Source organism: Paracoccus fistulariae (assembly GCF_028553785.1).
GTDB classification, from domain to species: domain Bacteria; phylum Pseudomonadota; class Alphaproteobacteria; order Rhodobacterales; family Rhodobacteraceae; genus Paracoccus; species Paracoccus fistulariae.
Window position 1 is genome coordinate 2441009 of the sequence record NZ_CP067136.1, and the last position, 16600, is coordinate 2457608.

The 16600-nt window shown below is 61.8% G+C and carries 15 protein-coding genes; 8 read left to right on the forward strand and 7 right to left on the reverse strand.

Going from position 1 to position 16600, the window contains the following annotated elements; all coding sequences use genetic code 11:
* Positions 1–109 precede the first annotated feature (109 nt).
* The 3 genes from hslV (at position 110) to JHX87_RS12050 (ending at position 2289) form a co-directional block, all read left to right on the forward strand.
* The gene (gene hslV / locus JHX87_RS12040) at positions 110–667 is read left to right on the forward strand and encodes an ATP-dependent protease subunit HslV (RefSeq protein WP_271883934.1); all 558 of its coding nucleotides are present in this window, start codon (positions 110–112) and stop codon (positions 665–667) included.
* 84 nt (positions 668–751) lie between these two features.
* A complete protein-coding gene (gene hslU / locus JHX87_RS12045; RefSeq protein WP_271883935.1) occupies positions 752–2053 on the forward strand; it encodes an ATP-dependent protease ATPase subunit HslU in 1302 nt (433 codons plus the stop codon).
* Between the two features lie 56 nt (positions 2054–2109).
* Complete coding sequence (locus JHX87_RS12050) at positions 2110–2289, forward strand: PLD nuclease N-terminal domain-containing protein (protein WP_271883936.1); 180 nt, start codon at positions 2110–2112, stop codon at positions 2287–2289.
* A gap of 33 nt (positions 2290–2322) precedes the next feature.
* On the opposite strand, the gene JHX87_RS12055 is transcribed toward JHX87_RS12050, so the two are convergent.
* Together JHX87_RS12055 and JHX87_RS12060 are read right to left on the reverse strand one after the other, a co-directional pair.
* Entirely contained in the window at positions 2323–2922 is a 600-nt protein-coding gene (locus tag JHX87_RS12055) for a Smr/MutS family protein (RefSeq protein WP_271883937.1), read from the reverse strand.
* On the reverse strand, positions 2922–3581 hold the full coding sequence (locus JHX87_RS12060) for a Tim44/TimA family putative adaptor protein (protein ID WP_271883938.1): 660 nt from the start codon (positions 3579–3581) through the stop codon (positions 2922–2924). The genes JHX87_RS12055 and JHX87_RS12060 overlap by 1 nt, the downstream gene beginning before the upstream one ends.
* Positions 3582–3693: 112 nt before the next feature.
* Between JHX87_RS12060 and JHX87_RS12065 the strand changes: the two genes are divergently transcribed.
* Genes JHX87_RS12065 through JHX87_RS12075 form a run of 3 tightly spaced genes read left to right on the forward strand, consistent with a single transcriptional unit; the run spans position 3694 to position 5410 of the window.
* A complete protein-coding gene (locus JHX87_RS12065; RefSeq protein ID WP_271883939.1) occupies positions 3694–4221 on the forward strand; it encodes an FxsA family protein in 528 nt (175 codons plus the stop codon).
* A 55-nt stretch (positions 4222–4276) separates the two neighbouring features.
* A complete protein-coding gene (gene secB, locus JHX87_RS12070; RefSeq protein WP_271883940.1) occupies positions 4277–4798 on the forward strand; it encodes a protein-export chaperone SecB in 522 nt (173 codons plus the stop codon).
* 6 nt (positions 4799–4804) lie between these two features.
* Positions 4805–5410, forward strand: coding sequence for an HD family hydrolase (locus tag JHX87_RS12075; protein ID WP_271883941.1), 606 nt, complete (start codon positions 4805–4807; stop codon positions 5408–5410).
* A 44-nt stretch (positions 5411–5454) separates the two neighbouring features.
* Here JHX87_RS12075 and JHX87_RS12080 read toward each other — a convergent pair whose 3' ends face one another.
* From JHX87_RS12080 to JHX87_RS12090, 3 genes are all read right to left on the reverse strand, one after another.
* Positions 5455–5766 (reverse strand): H-NS histone family protein, encoded by a 312-nt coding sequence (locus JHX87_RS12080; protein WP_271883942.1) that lies wholly within the window; start codon positions 5764–5766, stop codon positions 5455–5457.
* Positions 5767–5846: 80 nt separating this feature from the next.
* Positions 5847–6404, reverse strand: coding sequence for an ActR/PrrA/RegA family redox response regulator transcription factor (locus JHX87_RS12085; protein ID WP_271883943.1), 558 nt, complete (start codon positions 6402–6404; stop codon positions 5847–5849).
* Positions 6405–6470: 66 nt separating this feature from the next.
* On the reverse strand, positions 6471–7103 hold the full coding sequence (locus JHX87_RS12090; RefSeq protein WP_271883944.1) for an SCO family protein: 633 nt from the start codon (positions 7101–7103) through the stop codon (positions 6471–6473).
* A gap of 88 nt (positions 7104–7191) precedes the next feature.
* On the opposite strand from JHX87_RS12090, the gene JHX87_RS12095 reads away from it, so the two are divergent.
* Together JHX87_RS12095 and JHX87_RS12100 are read left to right on the forward strand one after the other, a co-directional pair.
* Positions 7192–8514 carry an ActS/PrrB/RegB family redox-sensitive histidine kinase gene (locus JHX87_RS12095; protein WP_271883945.1) on the forward strand — a complete coding sequence of 441 codons (1323 nt, stop codon included), beginning with the start codon at positions 7192–7194 and terminating at the stop codon, positions 8512–8514.
* Between the two features lie 202 nt (positions 8515–8716).
* Entirely contained in the window at positions 8717–10165 is a 1449-nt protein-coding gene (locus JHX87_RS12100; RefSeq protein ID WP_271883946.1) for a PAS domain-containing protein, read from the forward strand.
* A 12-nt stretch (positions 10166–10177) separates the two neighbouring features.
* Here JHX87_RS12100 and JHX87_RS12105 read toward each other — a convergent pair whose 3' ends face one another.
* Entirely contained in the window at positions 10178–14644 is a 4467-nt protein-coding gene (locus tag JHX87_RS12105; RefSeq protein ID WP_271883947.1) for a translocation/assembly module TamB domain-containing protein, read from the reverse strand.
* Positions 14645–14658: 14 nt separating this feature from the next.
* Entirely contained in the window at positions 14659–16527 is a 1869-nt protein-coding gene (locus tag JHX87_RS12110) for an autotransporter assembly complex protein TamA (RefSeq protein ID WP_271883948.1), read from the reverse strand.
* Positions 16528–16600: the final 73 nt, after the last annotated feature.

Consider the following 16600-nt stretch of genomic DNA (forward strand, 5'->3'; position numbering starts at 1 on the left):
GGCTGTCATTTCTGCCCGTGGCCCGGGCGATTGCCGCTCAAGGACCCGCGCAGCGGTTGCGAAGGCCGCGCAGCGCCCCTATCTGAACCCAAACGAACGGAGACGCTTCATGTCGGAAGAGAAATTTCCTGGCTGGCACGGCACCACGATTCTGGCTGTGCGCCGCAATGGCAAGGTTGTGGTTGCGGGCGATGGTCAGGTCAGCGTCGGACAGACGGTGATGAAGGGCTCGGCCCGGAAGGTGCGGCGGCTGAAACCCGGCGGGCAGGATGTCGTCGTGGGCTTTGCCGGATCGACGGCGGATGCCTTTACCCTGCTGGAGCGGCTGGAGAAGAAGCTGGAGGCCGCGCCAGGCCAGTTGCAGCGCGCCTGCGTGGATCTTGCCAAGGACTGGCGGACCGATAAATATCTGCGCAATCTGGAAGCCATGCTGATCGTGACCGACGGGGCGCAGATCTATGTCGTGACCGGGGCCGGCGATGTGCTGGAGCCGGAACATGATGTGGCGGCGATCGGCTCGGGCGGGAATTTCGCCCTGTCGGCGGCGCGCGGGCTGTTGGAGAGCGATCTGGATGCCGAAGCCGTGGCGCGCAAGGCGATGGCGATTGCGGCCGATATCTGCGTCTATACCAATGGAAACCTGACGGTGGAAATCCTTGAAGGGTAAGGGGGCGCTGCCCCCTCGGTCCGTGCCGGACCTCACCCCCGGGATATTTATGCAAAGAAGAAAGCCAATCGAGGCCAAACGACCATGACCGACCTGACCCCCCGCGAAATCGTCTCTGAACTGGACCGGTTCATCATCGGGCAGAAAGACGCGAAACGCGCCGTTGCCGTGGCCCTGCGCAACCGCTGGCGGCGCAAGCAATTGGGCGATGATCTGCGCGATGAGGTCTATCCCAAGAATATCCTGATGATCGGGCCGACCGGTGTCGGCAAGACCGAGATCAGTCGGCGGCTGGCCAAGCTGGCCAATGCACCCTTCATCAAGGTCGAGGCGACGAAATTCACCGAGGTGGGCTATGTCGGCCGCGATGTCGAGCAGATCATCCGCGATCTGACCGATGCCGCCATGATCGATACGCGTGAGCGGATGCGGGAAGATGTGAAGGCGCGCGCCCACAGCTCTGCCGAGGAGCGGGTGATCGAGGCGCTGGCCGGTGAGGGTGCGCGCGACGGCACGCGGCAGATGTTTCGCGACAAGCTGAAGCGGGGCGAGTTGGACGATACCGTCATCGAGCTGGAATTGCAGGACAGCTCTAACCCGCTGGGCATGATGGAGATTCCGGGGCAGCCGGGCATGGGCGGCATGATGGATCTGTCAGGGCTGATGAAGGCCTTTGGCGGGCGTCGGGTGCGGCGCAAGGTGACGGTGGCCGAAAGCTATGATCTGCTGATCGCGGAAGAGGCCGACAAGCTGCTGGACGATGAGGTCGTCAAGGCGGCGGCGCTGGAATCGGTGCAGGAAAACGGCATCGTCTTTGTCGATGAGATCGACAAGGTGGCGGCACGGACCGATGCGCGGGGTGGCGATGTCAGCCGCGAGGGGGTTCAGCGCGACCTGTTGCCGCTGATCGAGGGGACCACGGTGTCCACCAAATACGGGCCGGTGAAGACGGATCATATCCTGTTCATCGCCTCGGGGGCGTTCCATGTGGCCAAGCCAAGCGATCTGCTGCCGGAATTGCAGGGGCGTCTGCCCATTCGCGTGGAATTGCGGGCGCTGACCGAGGAAGATTTCATCCGGATCCTGACCGAAACCGACAATGCCCTGACGCGGCAATATACCGCGCTGATGGCGACCGAGGGCGTCACCGTCAGCTTTACCGATGACGGTATTGCAGCGCTGGCGCGGATCGCGGCCGAGGTGAATGCGGCGGTCGAGAATATCGGCGCCCGACGTCTTTACACGGTGATCGAGCGGGTGTTCGAGGATCTGTCCTTTGCCGCGCCGGATAAAAGCGGCGAGTCGGTCAGTGTGGATGCGGCTTTCGTCGAAGAGCATCTGGGCGATCTGGCGCGCTCCACCGATCTGTCGCGCTATGTGCTGTGACGGAACCAACTGGCCCCATAGCCGTTTGATCCGAGAGCAAAAAGGGAAAAGCGGCTATGAAGTGGATATTTGGCGTTATCATCTTCGTGCTGGATGTCTGGGCAATCGCTTCGATCATCAACACGAATGAATCCATGGGTACGAAGATCCTGTGGATCCTGCTGATCGCAGTTCTGCCGGTCATCGGCTTTGTGATCTGGTGGTTTGCCGGACCAAAGGCGAATTATTCAGTCTGACCTGACAGGGCCCGGTTTCGACCGGGCCTTTTGCTATCCGGGCAGGCGGCGCAGATAGACGTAATAGGCGCCCTCGCCCCCGTGACGGTAATGGGCCGCGTTCACCTGTTGCACCAGGGGCGACAGCGGCGGGCTGTTCAGCCAATGCGGCACCTGATGGCGCAGCGCGCCGGGCCGTGTGGGCAGCGGGCCATGATCGCCCCTGCCCTTGCCCGTGATCACCAGCACCAGCCGACGGCCAGTCGCTTGGCAGGACATGATGAAGCGGATCAGTTCCGGCTGCGCCTGCGCCAGGGTCATGCCATGCAGGTCCAGCCGCGCCTCGGGGACAAGCTTGCCTTGCGACATGCGCTTATGGGTTTTCTTGTCCATGCGCAGGGGTTGGGCCGCCAGACGCTGCGCCGGGCTGGAGGACAGATGCCTGTAATCCGGCACAGGGAGCGTACTGGCCTCGCCGATCCGGAAATGCGGAGCGGGCTTCTTTGGCGCGGGGCGGGGCTTGCTGTCGGTCAGGAAAGGGTTCGACCCGCCCCCATCGGCAGGTCGGGTCGGGTTCAGCGGTGTCGTCGTTTTGGCGACGCGGGACCAGAGCGCTTGCTCATCAGGCGTCAGGCCCCTGCGTCTGCGAGACATCAGTTCGTCGCGACAAGCTGCCAATTCGGGTCGTCCTGACCCATGCGGCGGGCGAAGGTCCAGACATCACGCTGCTTGCGCGCCGATTTCGGGTCGCCTTCGATCACATTGCCATCCGCGTCGCGGGTGGCGGCGATCAGTTCGGACACGAAGCGGACAGACAGCTCGGCCATGCCATCGGCGCGGTTGAACTCTGCCGCGGCCAGCGCGGTTTCGCGGGTGCCCAGATATTGCGCCTCGACCGTCTGATTATTGGCGGCACGGGCGTCGATGACGGATTGGAAAGCTTCGGCCACCGGCGCATCCAGGAAGGCGCGGACTTCGGACAGGTCGCCGTTTTCGAAGGCCATCAGGATCATCTCATAAGCCGATCTTGCGCCCGTCAGGAATTCGCCCACGGCAAAGGACGGCTCGACCGATTTCATCGCGGCCAGCGCCTCGGCCGTCGGGCTGCCAGCCTCGGCATGGTCGAGAATGTCGTGATCGACCTCTTCTGCGGTGCCGTCGATCACCTCGAAACGATCCCGGCGCGTTTCCGGCTGATCGGTCTGCGTCGGCTCGAAGCCGTCACGCGTGCCCAATACGTTGCGCAAGCGCAGGATCAGGAAGATCGCGATCGCAGCCAGAGCAAGCAGTTGGAGCAGCGGACTGGAAGACATTCGTTCTGGCCTCATTTGGCGGTGGGTTTATTGGTATCGGCGTCTTGCGTCATTATGTAGGGATGGGGCGGCGGCAAGTCCAGCTATCGCGCCGATAAGGAGGTTTTTTCGCATGTGGCTTCTGGCTGTCTTTGTTTTATTGCCGATCGTCGAAATCGCATTGTTCATTCTGATGGGCGGGGCGATCGGGCTGTGGCCGACGCTGTCGTTGGTGATCCTTGGCGCGGTTCTGGGCGTTGTCGTGATCCGCAGCCAGGGCCGCAACGCCTGGCTTGAGGCGCAGCGCAGCCTGGCCGAAGTACGCGATCCGTCGCGACCGCTGGCCCATGGGGCGATGATCATGACGGCGGGCATGCTGTTGATCATGCCGGGATTTTTCACCGATACGATCGGTCTGCTGTTGCTGCTGCCCTTCGTGCGCGACGCGGTCATGCGCTTCATGGGACGGCGGGTTCAGGTCCGTCGCGGGCCGTCGGGACAGTCCGGCTATCGCCCGCCCTATGCGGATGGAGTCATCGATGGCGATTACGTGGTCGAGGATGAGCCGCAGGATGGCCGCCGCCCCGGCCCGCCCGATCTGGAACCGCCGCAGGATCGCAGGCAGGGTCGTCCCGGCGGATCGGGATGGACGCGCCATTGAGGCATCTTCGCTCGCCTGTTAGATAAACATCAATCCGAATATACGAGGAACCATCATGGCCGAAGAACATACCCCGAATGCCGAGGAGGCCAGCGCCCAACCGCAGGTGCGCATGCAGATCCTGGCACAATATATCCGCGATCTTTCCTTCGAGAACGCCGTCGCCACCAAGGGCGCACCGCAGGGCGACGTGCAGCCGGAAATGACCGTGCAGGTCAGCCTCGATGCCCGCAAGCGCGGCGCCGAGCATCAATACGAGGTCATCACGAAATTCCGCGTCACCTCGACCAACAAGGCGGATGATTCCACCATGTTCCTGGCCGAGCTGGATTATGGCGGGGTGTTCCACATCGAGGGCGTGCCGGAAGATCAGCTGCATCCCTTCCTGATGATCGAATGCCCGCGCATGCTGTTCCCCTTCGTGCGCCGCATCATCTCTGACCTGACCCGCGACGGCGGTTTCCCGCCCTTCAACATGGATCCGGTGGATTTCGTCGCGCTGTACCGTCAGGAACTGCAGCGTCGCGCGCAGGCCCAGACCGAGAACGGCGCACCGGCCGATCAGCGCCTGTCCTGATCGGGGATGGCCGCACAGAATCGTCGGGCCTGGCAACGCATGTTGTCAGGCCGGCGTCTGGATCTGCTGGATCCGACGCCTTTCGACATCGAAGTTTCCGATATTGCACATGGACTGGCCTTCGTGGCGCGCTGGAACGGTCAGACGCGCGGCGACTGGCCCTATTCCGTGGCCGAGCATTCGCTGCTGGTGGAAGAGATCTTTTCCCGCATGAATCAGGCCGTTGACAGCAGATGGCGGTTGGCGGCGCTGCTGCATGATGCGCCGGAATATGTCATCGGCGACATGATCTCTCCGGTGAAATCGGCGCTTGGCAGCGAATATAAGGCAATGGATGAGCGGCTGACGATTGCGATCCATCGGCGGTTCGGCCTGCCCGCCACCCTGCCCGCCGCGATCAAGAAGAAGATCAAGATGGCGGACCGGATCTCGGCCCGGTTGGAGGCGGTTCAGATCGCGGGCTTCACCGACAGCGAAGCGCGAAAACTGTTCCCCCTGCCAAATGAACTGTTTCTTTCGGATTTAACGATTAACCTTCGGCCCCCGGCCGACGTCAGAATTGCTTATCTCGAAAAATTTAACGTATTGCTGAACAGTACGGATCAGAGTTGAAATAGAAAATTAAAAAAGGCCGTCCTTATCGGCGGCCTGTTTTATCAAATCAGAAGGTCTTCCAGGCTTTTCCCGCCATCCAGATTTTCCTGCACCCAGCGCGGCTTGCGGCCACGGCCGGTCCATGTCTGCGTTGCATCGTCGGGATTGGCGTATTTCGGCGCGACTGTACCACCGCGACGTGTTTTTGCACCGGTAAGTTCAGAGAGATTGAAGCCATGCTCTCTGGCGGCTTCCTCGACAGCGGCCAGCGCCTGACGACGTTTACGCTCTTGATAAGAGTTGATGGCACGGTCAAGCTTTTCACGCAGGGACCGCATCTCTTTCAGCGTCATATTGTCGAAATCATAGTCCATTTTGACCATTTCCGTTTAGTTTTATATTACGTATCTTCAGCCTATACCTTTTGATAAATCACCCAAAAAGGGGTTTTCTTTTATTTTGGACCTCTTTTGGCAAGAATCCGCTGCAATGTCCGGCGATGCATATGTAAACGGCGTGCGGTTTCGCTGACATTTCGGTCGCATTGTTCATAAACACGTTGAATATGCTCCCAGCGGACGCGGTCGGCCGACATGGGGTTTTCCGGCGGCGAGGGCAATATCTCTCCGGTCGCCAGCAGCGCTGAGGTGACATCATTGGCATCTGCGGGCTTGGCCAGATAATCGGTCGCGCCCATCTTGACGGCAGCCACGGCGGTGGCGATGGCGCCATAGCCCGTCAGCACGATGATCCGCGCATCGCCGCGCGTGTCGCGCAGCATCTCGACAACGTCCAGCCCGTTGCCATCCTCCAGCCGTAGATCGATCACGGCATAGGCGGGCGCGAATTTCTGTATCATCGATTTCGCATCGCGCACGCTCAGCGCGGTCTGAGGCGCGAACCCGCGTTTTTCCATCGCCCTCGCCAGGCGCGTGACGAACATCTCGTCATCGTCCACAAGCAAAAGCGAGGGATCGGGTCCAATATTCAGGGATTTTTTATCATCTGTCATGTGTCGGCCTTTCACAGCCAGCATTACGCCCACCGGCTGGTGGACGCAAACACAAGGCAGACGGGATCAGTTCATGGCGTCGATAAAACAGCCCACACGTTCGGCCATAAGCTCTGGTTCGACGTCGCGGCCGAAAAATTCGACCGTCTTGTTTCCCGGCAAAACAAGATAGGTATTGGTCATGTGATCGACGAGGTAATATTCCTTATCCTCATCATCATTCGCGCGATAGTAATTGCGCCAGCCCTTATTGACGGCGGCGATTTCCTCATCCGAACCGGTCAGTCCAATCATATCTTCCGAAAAAAGATCGGTGAAATCCTTCATGACCTCGGGCGTATCCCGCCGGGGATCGACCGTGATCATGATCGTCTGGACGTCTTTTCCCTGCTCTTTCAACAGCGTTTCGGCCTCGGCATTGCGGGCGCTGTCCATCGGGCAGACGTCAGGGCAGCTGGTATAGCCGAAATACAGAAGCGAGGGTTTGGTAAAGACCTCTGCCGCCGTAACCCGCTGACCGTCATCCCGCGTCAGGGTGAAATCCGTGCCGAAACTCTCCATGCCGCCCGCGACATTTCCCTTTTGGCAAGAGGCGAAATCAGGATCACCCGAATTTGCCTGCGTCATATAAACGCCACCGGCGATCAGGACCAATGCGGCAACAACGCTGCCCATAATCAGTATTTTCTTGTCGGACATGTCGCTGCTCCTGCTTCTGAAAACGCACGCATTGATCGCGTATCATCGTCCACGTATCAAGGTCGCTGATGTCGCAGCCGAGGTGTCCATGACCGGATTCTCACACGAAATTGAAGCAGATAGCATCACCCCGCCCGAGTTGGAGCCCATTCGGCTGCGAACGTTGGTGCTGCTGCGCTGGTTCGCGATCACGGGTCAGCTTGCGGCGGTTTTTGCCGCACGAATCATGGGGATCCAGTTTCCCATCGGACCGGTCCTGGCGCTGATCGCGGCGGCGGCCATCATCAATCTGTGGCAGATGCTGAAGCCGCATCAGCGCATGTCGGCCAGCCAGACGGCCGGTCAATTGTCCTTCGACCTGATCCAGCTATCGGCCTTGATCGGGCTGACCGGGGGCTTGGTCAATCCCTTCGGTCTGCTGGTTCTGGCGCCGGTGACGGTTGCGGCAACGGTGCTTGACCGACGCCGGACCCTCGCCCTTGGCATCGCGACGATCATTTTGATTACCCTTGCCTCGGTTCTGGCGGTGCCGCTGCATGACGCCACGGGGACTGAGTTGAGCATGGCCCCGATATTGCTGCTTGGCCATTGGGTCGCGCTGGTCATCGGGGTGGTGTTCTTTGCGGTCTATGCGCATCGCGTCGCGGCCGAGTTGAAGGCAACCTCGACCGCGCTTTTCGCGACGCAAATGGCGCTGTCGCGCGAACAGAGGTTGCAGCATCTGGGCGGGGTCGTCGCTGCTGCGGCGCATGAAATGGGCACGCCGCTTGCCACGATCAAGCTGATTGCCGGCGAATTGGGGGATGAGCTTGAGGACCGCCCGGAACTGCGCGCCGATGCCATGGCGCTGCGCGATTCTGCGGATCGCTGCGCACAGATCCTGCGCAGTATGGGCCGCGCGGGCAAAGAGGATCTGCATCTGCGCAGCGCCCCCGTGCAGGCCGTTCTGGAAGATGCCGCCCACCCCCATGCGGACCGGGGGCCGGTGGTGGAAATCACCGGCTCTGGCCCTGATATCCGGCGCGATCCCGGCGTGATTCACGCCCTGCGCAACCTGATCCAGAACGCCGTCGATTTCGCCCATTCCCGCGTCGTGATCGACGCCCATGCCAGCGCCGACCATCTGACGGTCACCATCCGCGATGACGGCCCGGGCTATTCACCCGCCGTGCTGTCGCGGATTGGCGATCCCTTTGTGACCAGCAAGCGCGGCGGCGCGCAGCGCAGCGGGTATGAGGGGATGGGTCTTGGCATGTTCATCGCCAAGACCCTGCTGGAACGCTCCGGCGCCAGCCTGACTGTCGCCAATGCGCAGCCCGGCGCGCTTGTCACCGTCAGATGGCCGCTGGAGCGTATCAAGGCGACCAGCCGCGTGGCCCTTGGCCAAAACCCCAGTTTCGATAAATTTTAACTGTTTTTTAAATTTGCTCTCTCTATGGTTGATTAACTTTTGAGGAGAGAGAGTTTTGTTGCTGCAGGGTGTCTGGATGATTGTCGCGGCAATTGTGGCGGGAACAGCGTCGCTTATCCTTGCGATAATCGCGATCCGATGGTGGGACAGCCACTGTAAAACCCCTGTCGGCAGAAAAACCACCGGACATCTGGAAGGCGAATTGCGTCCCGCCGTTTTCCTGTTTCGCGATGAGGCCCTGATCGACGCGACCTCCCCGGCCCGGGCGCTGCTGGAACGCACCGCCAGCCCCGGCAGCGATTGGTCGCGGCTGATGCGTTGGGCGGGCCCGCGCTTCCCCGAGGCTGAAAAGAAACTGCAACAGCTGTCCCGGCTGGGTCGGGTGGAACTGGCTGACAAGACGGAAAACGGCAGCGCGATGTTGCGGCTTGTGGCGGAATCCGTGGGTGAGGGCATGACCCGCATCACCATCACCGATCCGCAGACCGACGGCACCGGGATCATCGTCGATGCCATGTCCCAGCAGGCGATGGAGGAAGAGCTGGACCTGCTGCGCCGCGCGCTGGATCAGACGCCGATGCTGGTCTGGCGTCAGGATCAGGACAGCCGCGTGACCTGGGCCAATGCCGCCTATCTGCGCCGGGCCGAAGCTCAGGCAAAGGAACCGGTCTCATGGCCCCTGCCCCGGCTGATGGATATCTCGATCGGGCCGGATATGGCGCCCACCACGACACAGCGGGCCTCGCTGGAGGATGATGGCATCGTTTCCTGGTATGACTGCACCACGCATGAGCTGGAAAACGATTCGCGGATGCTGTTCGCGGTGCCTGCGGATGCGGCCGTCCGCGCCGAACGTAGCCTGCGCGAATTCGTCCAGACGCTGACCAAGACCTTTGCCGATCTGCCCATCGCCTTGGCAATTTTCGACCGCGAGCGGCATCTGCAACTGTTCAACCCCTCGCTGATCGATCTGACGGGCCTGCCCGCAGGTTTCCTGACCGCGCGACCGACCCTTTTCGATTTTCTGGATAAGCTGCGCGAATTGCGCATGGTGCCAGAACCCAAGAATTATCGCCACTGGCGACAACAGATGGCGAATCTGGAAAATGCCGCGAAAACCGGGCGTCACGTCGAAACCTGGTCCCTGCCCGGCGGACAGACCTATCGCGTCACGGGACGCCCGCATCCCGATGGCGCCGTCGCCTTCCTGATCGAGGATATCACCTCGGAAATCTCGCTCAGCCGCAAGTTCCGGGCTGAACTGTCGCTGGGCACCAATGTGCTGGACGGGATCGACGATGCGCTGGTCGTCTTTGCGCCGGGCGATCAGGTGGTGATGACGAATCAGGCCTATCGCAATCTCTGGGGCGATCCCTCTGAATCGATGAGCGGCGCGCTAAGCCAATGGCTGCGCCAGATCGAATCCGGGCCGGGTTTCAATGCGTTGCAAGACCGTCTGACCTCCAATCCCGACGGCGAGGCCCGCGACAACGGGGTGATGTTCGGCCCCGACCGGCAGATCCTGCAATGGTCGGTGGCACCGCTCAGCGTCGGGCGTCAGATGGTCCGGTTCCGCAGCTCTGAACTGCCGATAGACACGGAAGATACCGTCGAGCTGCAGGAACTGGCCGAGGCCGTCAGGGCGGGCTGACCCGCCTCGCCTTCAATAGTCACGCTCGAAGAAAATACCGATCGAGCTGTCGCCATCGCTGCCGACAGAGCCGCGCGCCCTCAGCGATTCGGAAATATCGAGGTTCAGGTTGATCGAACTTTTCCCGTCATCCCCGACCGACACATCGGTATAAAGGTTATCGCTGAGGTATTTGCCGGCGCGCAGCTCGACATTCCCGTCGTCATCGGTGGCAAGATCAAGATCGTCCAGACCCATGCGCGTGCGCAGATTGCCGATCACACCGACGCCGCCCCGCCCGGCCAGAACCGCAACGGCATTGGCCAGCTGTGCCGCCTGCAGCGCGCTGATATTATCCAGACCGCGACCGAACAGCAGCTGCGACAGCACCTCTTCCTCGGGCAGTTCGGGCGAGGATTCGAAGGTGATATCGGGATCGCGCACCTCGCCATCAATGATGATCCGCGTGGTGATGCCGTCATTGCTGGATTCCGCGACCAGACGGATCACCGGGATCAGGCTGCCCTGCAATTCGACAAGCCCTTCGGACAGATCGAACCGCTTGCCCAGCAGATCCACCCGGCCCCGGATCAGTTCCAGATGACCGATGGGAATGACATTTCGCGTCGTACCCTGCACCTGCAGGTCGCCGCCCAGTTCCGCATCGATCCCGCGCCCCCGGATAAAGACCTTGTTCGGCGCATTGATGAACAGATCCAGACGCGGCGGCGCGGCTGGCGGGGTCGATGGCGGCGCAGCCATCCCGGCATCGCGCGAGGCCTGGCTGGGATATTCCTCGACCCCCGCCTTGGCGCGTGTGGCGCGCACGGGCCGGGTATCGCCGACATGTTCGATATCCAGAATCTCCTTGGCGCCGCCAAACCCGGTCGACGGAATGCGGAACTCGGTCGTGCCCAGATCGACCCGCCCGGAAATCAGCAGGCCAGATGCGGTGTTGCCGCTCATGCTCAGGCGGCCGCTGATCTCTGTCTCGTAAAGGTTCGGATCGCGCGCGATCACGCGGTTCAGCGCGATTGTCAGATCAAGGCTGGTGCCGTTGCTGAGATTGATCGGGCCGCTGACCTCGACGCTGCCACCCGCCTCGACATTGCCGGTCGCGTTCAGCTGGATCCGGCCACCGCTGAGATCTGCGGTCGCGTTCAGACCCTCGATGGCAATGCCCGCACCGGGATCGGCGATGGTGGCATTCGTCAGCTGCACCCGTCCCGACACCGCATTCAGCGACGGCGCGCCATTGATCCGCAGGTTCAGCTGCACCGGCCCCTCGATGCTGCGCGTCCGCAGCGAGCTATTGGCGATCGAGGCATTGCTGCTGCCCGTGATCGCAAGATCGGTGGTGGAGAAATCACGCGCCGCCGTCCCCGCGATATTCAGGCGGGTGTCACCGGGTGCGGTCGTGTTCAGGTCGAGGACGAAATTCCGGCCGCTTTCGCGCACGGTGCCGTTCACCTCGACCGCGCCGGGGAATTCGGGCCGCAGCAGCGCCAGATCGACCAGCCGCGCATTCAGGTTAAGCCCGGTGGTCGTATCGCCATCTGCCTGTACCTGCAGCTGCGGATTGCGGATATTCGCCCGCTGGACAGAAAATCCCGAAGCGGATTGCGTCGCCGCGACATCGAAGCTGGTCTGACCCGCCAGCAGCCGGTCAGCCTCGGCCTGCCCGACCGACAGGCCGTTCGCGTTGCCCGTCGCGCTGATCCGGCGGATGCCATTCTCTTCGCTCAACTGCGCTTCGGCCGTGACAGAGCCGCCGAATCCGCGGCCAAGAAAACGCAGATCGCGGGCATTCAGATTAGCGGTCAGATCGGTCTGACCGCCGCCCAGCGTGCCAGAGGCATTGGCCGCAAGACGCGGGTTTTCGACCTCTGCCTGCTGGAAGGTAAAGACCCCGTCGCGTTCGATGGCCCGCACCGCCAGCCGGGTTTCCCCCGCCAGCGCGCCATCCAGTTGCGCCTGACCGAAGGCCAGATCAGTGCCGGTGCCGGTCATCTGCAACAAACGCTCGCCATCGCCGGCCTGTTTGAAACTGCCATTGGCCCGCATCGATCCGCGCCAACCCTGACCCAGAAAGGCCAGCGAACGGATATCCACATCCGCCGTCACATCGGTGACGCCCTCACCATAAATCCCCGTAGCGCTGGCCGTCATTTGCTGGTTGTTCACCTGCACGTCGCGCAGCGTGATCACGCCATCCTTTTCCTCGGCCTGCACGGTCAGTCGCGTTTCACCGGTCAGCGTGCCCTGGGCATTCCGCTGACCGAAGCTCAGATCCTGTCCGCTGCCGGTCAGGTCGATAAAGCGGGTTCCGGCATCTTCGGACAGCTTGGCCTGCGCCTGAAAACCGCCGGTCCATTCGCTTTGCAGCGCCGACAGATCGGGCAGAGAGAAACTGGCCGTGGCATCCAGCGACCCTTCGGCAAAATTGCCTTCGCCCTGTGCGCTGAGCTGCGGATTAGTGAAGCTGAAGGTTTCCAGCGCAAAGCCAGCTTCCGATTGCTGCGCCGCGGCCCGCAGCAGGGTTTCCCCGCGCAGTGCATTATCCAGCACCTCCATGCCAAGGCCCAGATCCACAGCGCGCCCATCGATGGTCAGCCGACGCTGCCCGTCCGGCCCGGTCAGCTTGGCATCCGCCAGCAATTCGCCCGACAGCGCGGCATCCGCGCCCGCAAGCGACGGCATGGAGATCGTCGCTGTGACATTGCTGGCCCTGCTGTTCAGAAAGCCCTTGGCCTCGGCCGTCAGGCGTTCGGAATTGACGGTCAGGTGGTCAAGCTCGATCCCGGTCGTGTCGCGCCGGGCGACAAGCTCTATGGTCGAACGGCCTGCCAGCAGGCGATCCACCTGCTTTTGATCGATCGAGATATCGGTGCCGGTCGCCGTCGCATCGATATCGAACCCATCGGTCAGCAGGACGTAATAGCCGATCAGATCGACATCGGCACGGCCCGTCACATTGCGCCCCGAAATCGTCGACAGGCGGGTCAGATCCTCGTAGCGGGCATTGGCATCCAGCGACAGCGTGATCCCGCTGCCCAGCCCCGAGACAAGGAAATAACCGCTGAGACCGTAATCCGTGCCATCGATCTGGAAGGTCGGGAATTCGACGGCATTGCCGGGGGTAAAGCTGAAATCGGTCGAGCCGGTGATCTGATCGCCCACCGCATCGGCCAGCCCCGGATCGCGAAAGGCCAGATCAGAGCCGCCAAAGCTGATATCCCCGGTCACGCCCGACAGCGCCCCGCCATCCAGCGCCACCTCGCCGCCGCCTTTCAGCCTCAGCGCGCCGATTTTCACCGTTGGCAGGTCAAGCTGCCCGATATTGCCATCCAGCGTCCAGCCAGAGCCCTTGCTGGCGTCATAGTCCAATATCACCCGGCCCGATTCGACCGTCGCGCCGTCACCTGCGAAGGGCAGGGCGACCGGCACCTGCGCCGCGCCCGCGTCACGGCCCAAAGTGATCAGCATATTCGCGCGCTGCGGGGCACCCTTGTCATTGGTCGAGAAAGAGCCGTCCATGGACAGCGCGTTGGTCGAAATGCTCAGCTGCGGAATGTCCAGGCGACCGGTTTCGCCACGCCAGCCCTGCGCCTGCATCTGGGTGTTTTCGCCGAAAAAGGTCCGGTTCTGGGGGCTCAGCAGGGCCGCGACATCGCCGCCCAGCCGGAAATCGAACCCGGTGCCCGGCTCGCCGTCGGGACCTGTCGCACCCTTGGCACTGATCTGACCGGTGATGCGGGGCTGACCATCGGTTGCCAGTTCGATATTCGCGGCGAAATCCGCGATTTCACCTTCACCGCTGATCGTCGCCCTGACCGAGGGTTTGCCATAAAGATCGACCAGATTGACAAGGATGCCATCCGCGTCCTCGTCCAGATTGAAGTCCAGTTTCAGCGACTTGCTGGCATTCGAATAGCCCGCATCCAGAACGAATTCGCCGCGCGGACCGTCAAGGCGCTGAACGTCGAGCTTGGCATGGCCTTCGCCCCCATCCAAGTTCATGCTGCCGCTCAGCGAAATCGCGGCGGCAAGGCCGAAGACAGGCTCGCCCAGTTCTACGCGCTGAACGGTAATCTGGTCGATATTCAGCGAGACCGGCAGATCGGGCAGGGCGAATTCGCGGGTTTCGGCCTGCGGGGCGTCGCTGCCACCGCCGGGCAGGCGGGGCAACAGGATCTCTTCCGCCGAAAGCTCGGCGATCTGGACACGGCCACGCAGGAGCGCGGTGCGCGTCCACTGGATCGCGCCATTGTTCAGGGTCAGCCAGACGCCATCTTCGTCGGCAATGGTGATCCGGCTGAACGTCGCGCGCGAAGATAGTGCGCCCTCGAACCCGTCGATCACGACCGAGCGGCCCTCGCCCGACAGATTCTTTTCCAGCAGGTTCGTCAGAAAACCGCGGTCATCATCGACCTGCTCGGACAGTTCAGCGGCGCTTTGCGCCCATGCCGCCAAGGGAAGCAGGAAAACGAATAAAATCAACCATATCTTTCGCATCAGAATGCCTGCCCCAAGCCGATGTAAAGCTGCACGCCCTCGCCGGTATCGCCGCCGGTCGGGGTCGCGATATCAAAGCGCAGCGGCCCGATCGGCGTGGAATAGCGCACACCGACGCCCGCGCCGGAATGCCAGTCGGTATTGCCCGACCAGCTGGATTCCGTCCATAATTTGCCGTAATCGGTAAAAGCGACCAGACCGATCTTTTCCCGGACCTGCCAGCGGAATTCGGCGCTGAAGATCGCCTCGCTCATGCCGCCGGTCTTGATCGGGCCATTGGGGCCCATGATCTCTTCGACACCCAGCGATTCATAAGGCTGGCCCCGCACGGTGCCGCCACCGCCGGAAAAGAACAGATAGTCGCGGGGCGTATCCTGGATATCCGATCCCAGAACGCTGCCTGCACGGGCGCGTCCCGCAAGGGTAAAGCGATCCTCTTCCCCCAGCGAATAATAGGCGCGCGCCTCACCCTCGACCACGGCGCCAGAGCCGGTGTCATCAAAGCCCTTGAAGGGTCTGAGATCGCCGACCAGGTAATAGCCGTGCCTGGGGTCTTTCTCATTGTCGCGGCGATCCCAAAGGACCGAGAAGGGAAAGGCCAGCACCTTGAAATCCGTCTCGCCCAGATCGTCATAGACGCGGGAAAATTCATAATTCACGCCGAAATCCAGCGTGAAACGGTCGCTGAAGATATGATTGAAGCCGATCCCGACCGAGGCATTGTCGGAATCGTAATCCTCTTCGCGCAGCCGCGCGACCGATGCCTCGATGAAGGCGGTCGTGTCAGGCGTGATCGTCGCAGGTCGGTCCAGCCGCACGGTCAGCTCATCATCGCGGCCGCTGGTATCAGAGCCGACATCCCTGACCTCGCCATCGATCCGCAGCCGTTCACCCCCGCCCAGCAGGTTGCGATGCATCCAATAGGCCGAGAATTGCGAGCCGTCATTGGTCGAAATCTCGAAACCCGCGCCGATGCGGCGGGGCTTTTGTTCGACCACCGTCAGATTCACATCCATGCTGTTATCGGGGCCAAGCTGATCGGCCTCTTCCAGCGTGATCGCGGAAAAGACACCGCTGCGGCGCAGGCGCTTGCGCACATCCTCGATCTCTTCGGGATCGAAACGCTCACCTTCGGGAAGGCCCGCGATCTTGACCAGACGGGCGGTGCGCAGCCGCTGGTTTCCCTGGGTATTCAGCTTGCCAAAGGTCACGACAGGGCCGGGGGTCACGCCGATCCGGCTGTCGACACTGTTCTGGATGTGATCGGCCACGATATCCTGGGATGAGACATCCGCCTTGGCATAGCCGTAATTGCGCCATCCTTCGACCGCAGCCCGCGCGGCTGATTTGATTGTGCCGGTGCCCGCGATTTCGCCCCGGCGATAGTCTTGCGGGATGTCGCTGTCCGGCGCGACGGGCGCAAGCTCGGCCCGGGAAAAACGAAAGCGGGGGCCGGTATCGACCTGAACGACCACATTCCTGACCACATGCGGCGCGTCCAGCGGCGCGATCTCGGCCGCCTCGACCCCGTCCAGCTTGATATAGATCAGCGCGGAATAGAAACCCTCATCATAAAGCGCGCCAAGGATGCGGGCGTAATCGGCGCGGGCGGCGGCAAGGATATCCTGCCCCGTGCTGCGGTTTTCATTCAGCGCCCCCTGAATCAAAGAGCTGTTTGCCAGCGTGCGTTCCAGATCCTCATGGCCCTCGACCTGAAAACTCAGCGAAACGGGGCTTTCCGCGTCGCTGTCGCCACTGAACCAGCCAGAGATCTTTGAAAATGGATTGGACGAAGACTGCGCCAGCGCGACATCACCAACCCCCACAGCCGTCGTCGCGATCAGCGCCGCCCGCAGATACACCCGCATTCTTTACCTGCCCTGCATGTCTTGTTTGCCCGCATTTGAACAGGAACAGGCGCCATAATCCAGCAAATCATGC

What these genes read in the sequence shown, in the direction of transcription:
- JHX87_RS12055 (WP_271883937.1), bottom strand. Translation starts at nt 2,922, where the DNA reads ATGTCTCGCAGACGCAGGGGCCTGACGCCTGATGAGCAAGCGCTCTGG.
- JHX87_RS12075 (WP_271883941.1), top strand. Translation starts at nt 4,805, where the DNA reads ATGGCCGCACAGAATCGTCGGGCCTGGCAACGCATGTTGTCAGGCCGG.
- JHX87_RS12080 (WP_271883942.1), bottom strand. Translation starts at nt 5,766, where the DNA reads ATGGACTATGATTTCGACAATATGACGCTGAAAGAGATGCGGTCCCTG.
- JHX87_RS12095 (WP_271883945.1), top strand. Translation starts at nt 7,192, where the DNA reads ATGACCGGATTCTCACACGAAATTGAAGCAGATAGCATCACCCCGCCC.
- JHX87_RS12065 (WP_271883939.1), top strand. Translation starts at nt 3,694, where the DNA reads ATGTGGCTTCTGGCTGTCTTTGTTTTATTGCCGATCGTCGAAATCGCA.
- JHX87_RS12060 (WP_271883938.1), bottom strand. Translation starts at nt 3,581, where the DNA reads ATGTCTTCCAGTCCGCTGCTCCAACTGCTTGCTCTGGCTGCGATCGCG.
- JHX87_RS12050 (WP_271883936.1), top strand. Translation starts at nt 2,110, where the DNA reads ATGAAGTGGATATTTGGCGTTATCATCTTCGTGCTGGATGTCTGGGCA.
- hslU (WP_271883935.1), top strand. Translation starts at nt 752, where the DNA reads ATGACCGACCTGACCCCCCGCGAAATCGTCTCTGAACTGGACCGGTTC.
- JHX87_RS12085 (WP_271883943.1), bottom strand. Translation starts at nt 6,404, where the DNA reads ATGACAGATGATAAAAAATCCCTGAATATTGGACCCGATCCCTCGCTT.
- secB (WP_271883940.1), top strand. Translation starts at nt 4,277, where the DNA reads ATGGCCGAAGAACATACCCCGAATGCCGAGGAGGCCAGCGCCCAACCG.
- JHX87_RS12110 (WP_271883948.1), bottom strand. Translation starts at nt 16,527, where the DNA reads ATGCGGGTGTATCTGCGGGCGGCGCTGATCGCGACGACGGCTGTGGGG.
- hslV (WP_271883934.1), top strand. Translation starts at nt 110, where the DNA reads ATGTCGGAAGAGAAATTTCCTGGCTGGCACGGCACCACGATTCTGGCT.
- JHX87_RS12090 (WP_271883944.1), bottom strand. Translation starts at nt 7,103, where the DNA reads ATGTCCGACAAGAAAATACTGATTATGGGCAGCGTTGTTGCCGCATTG.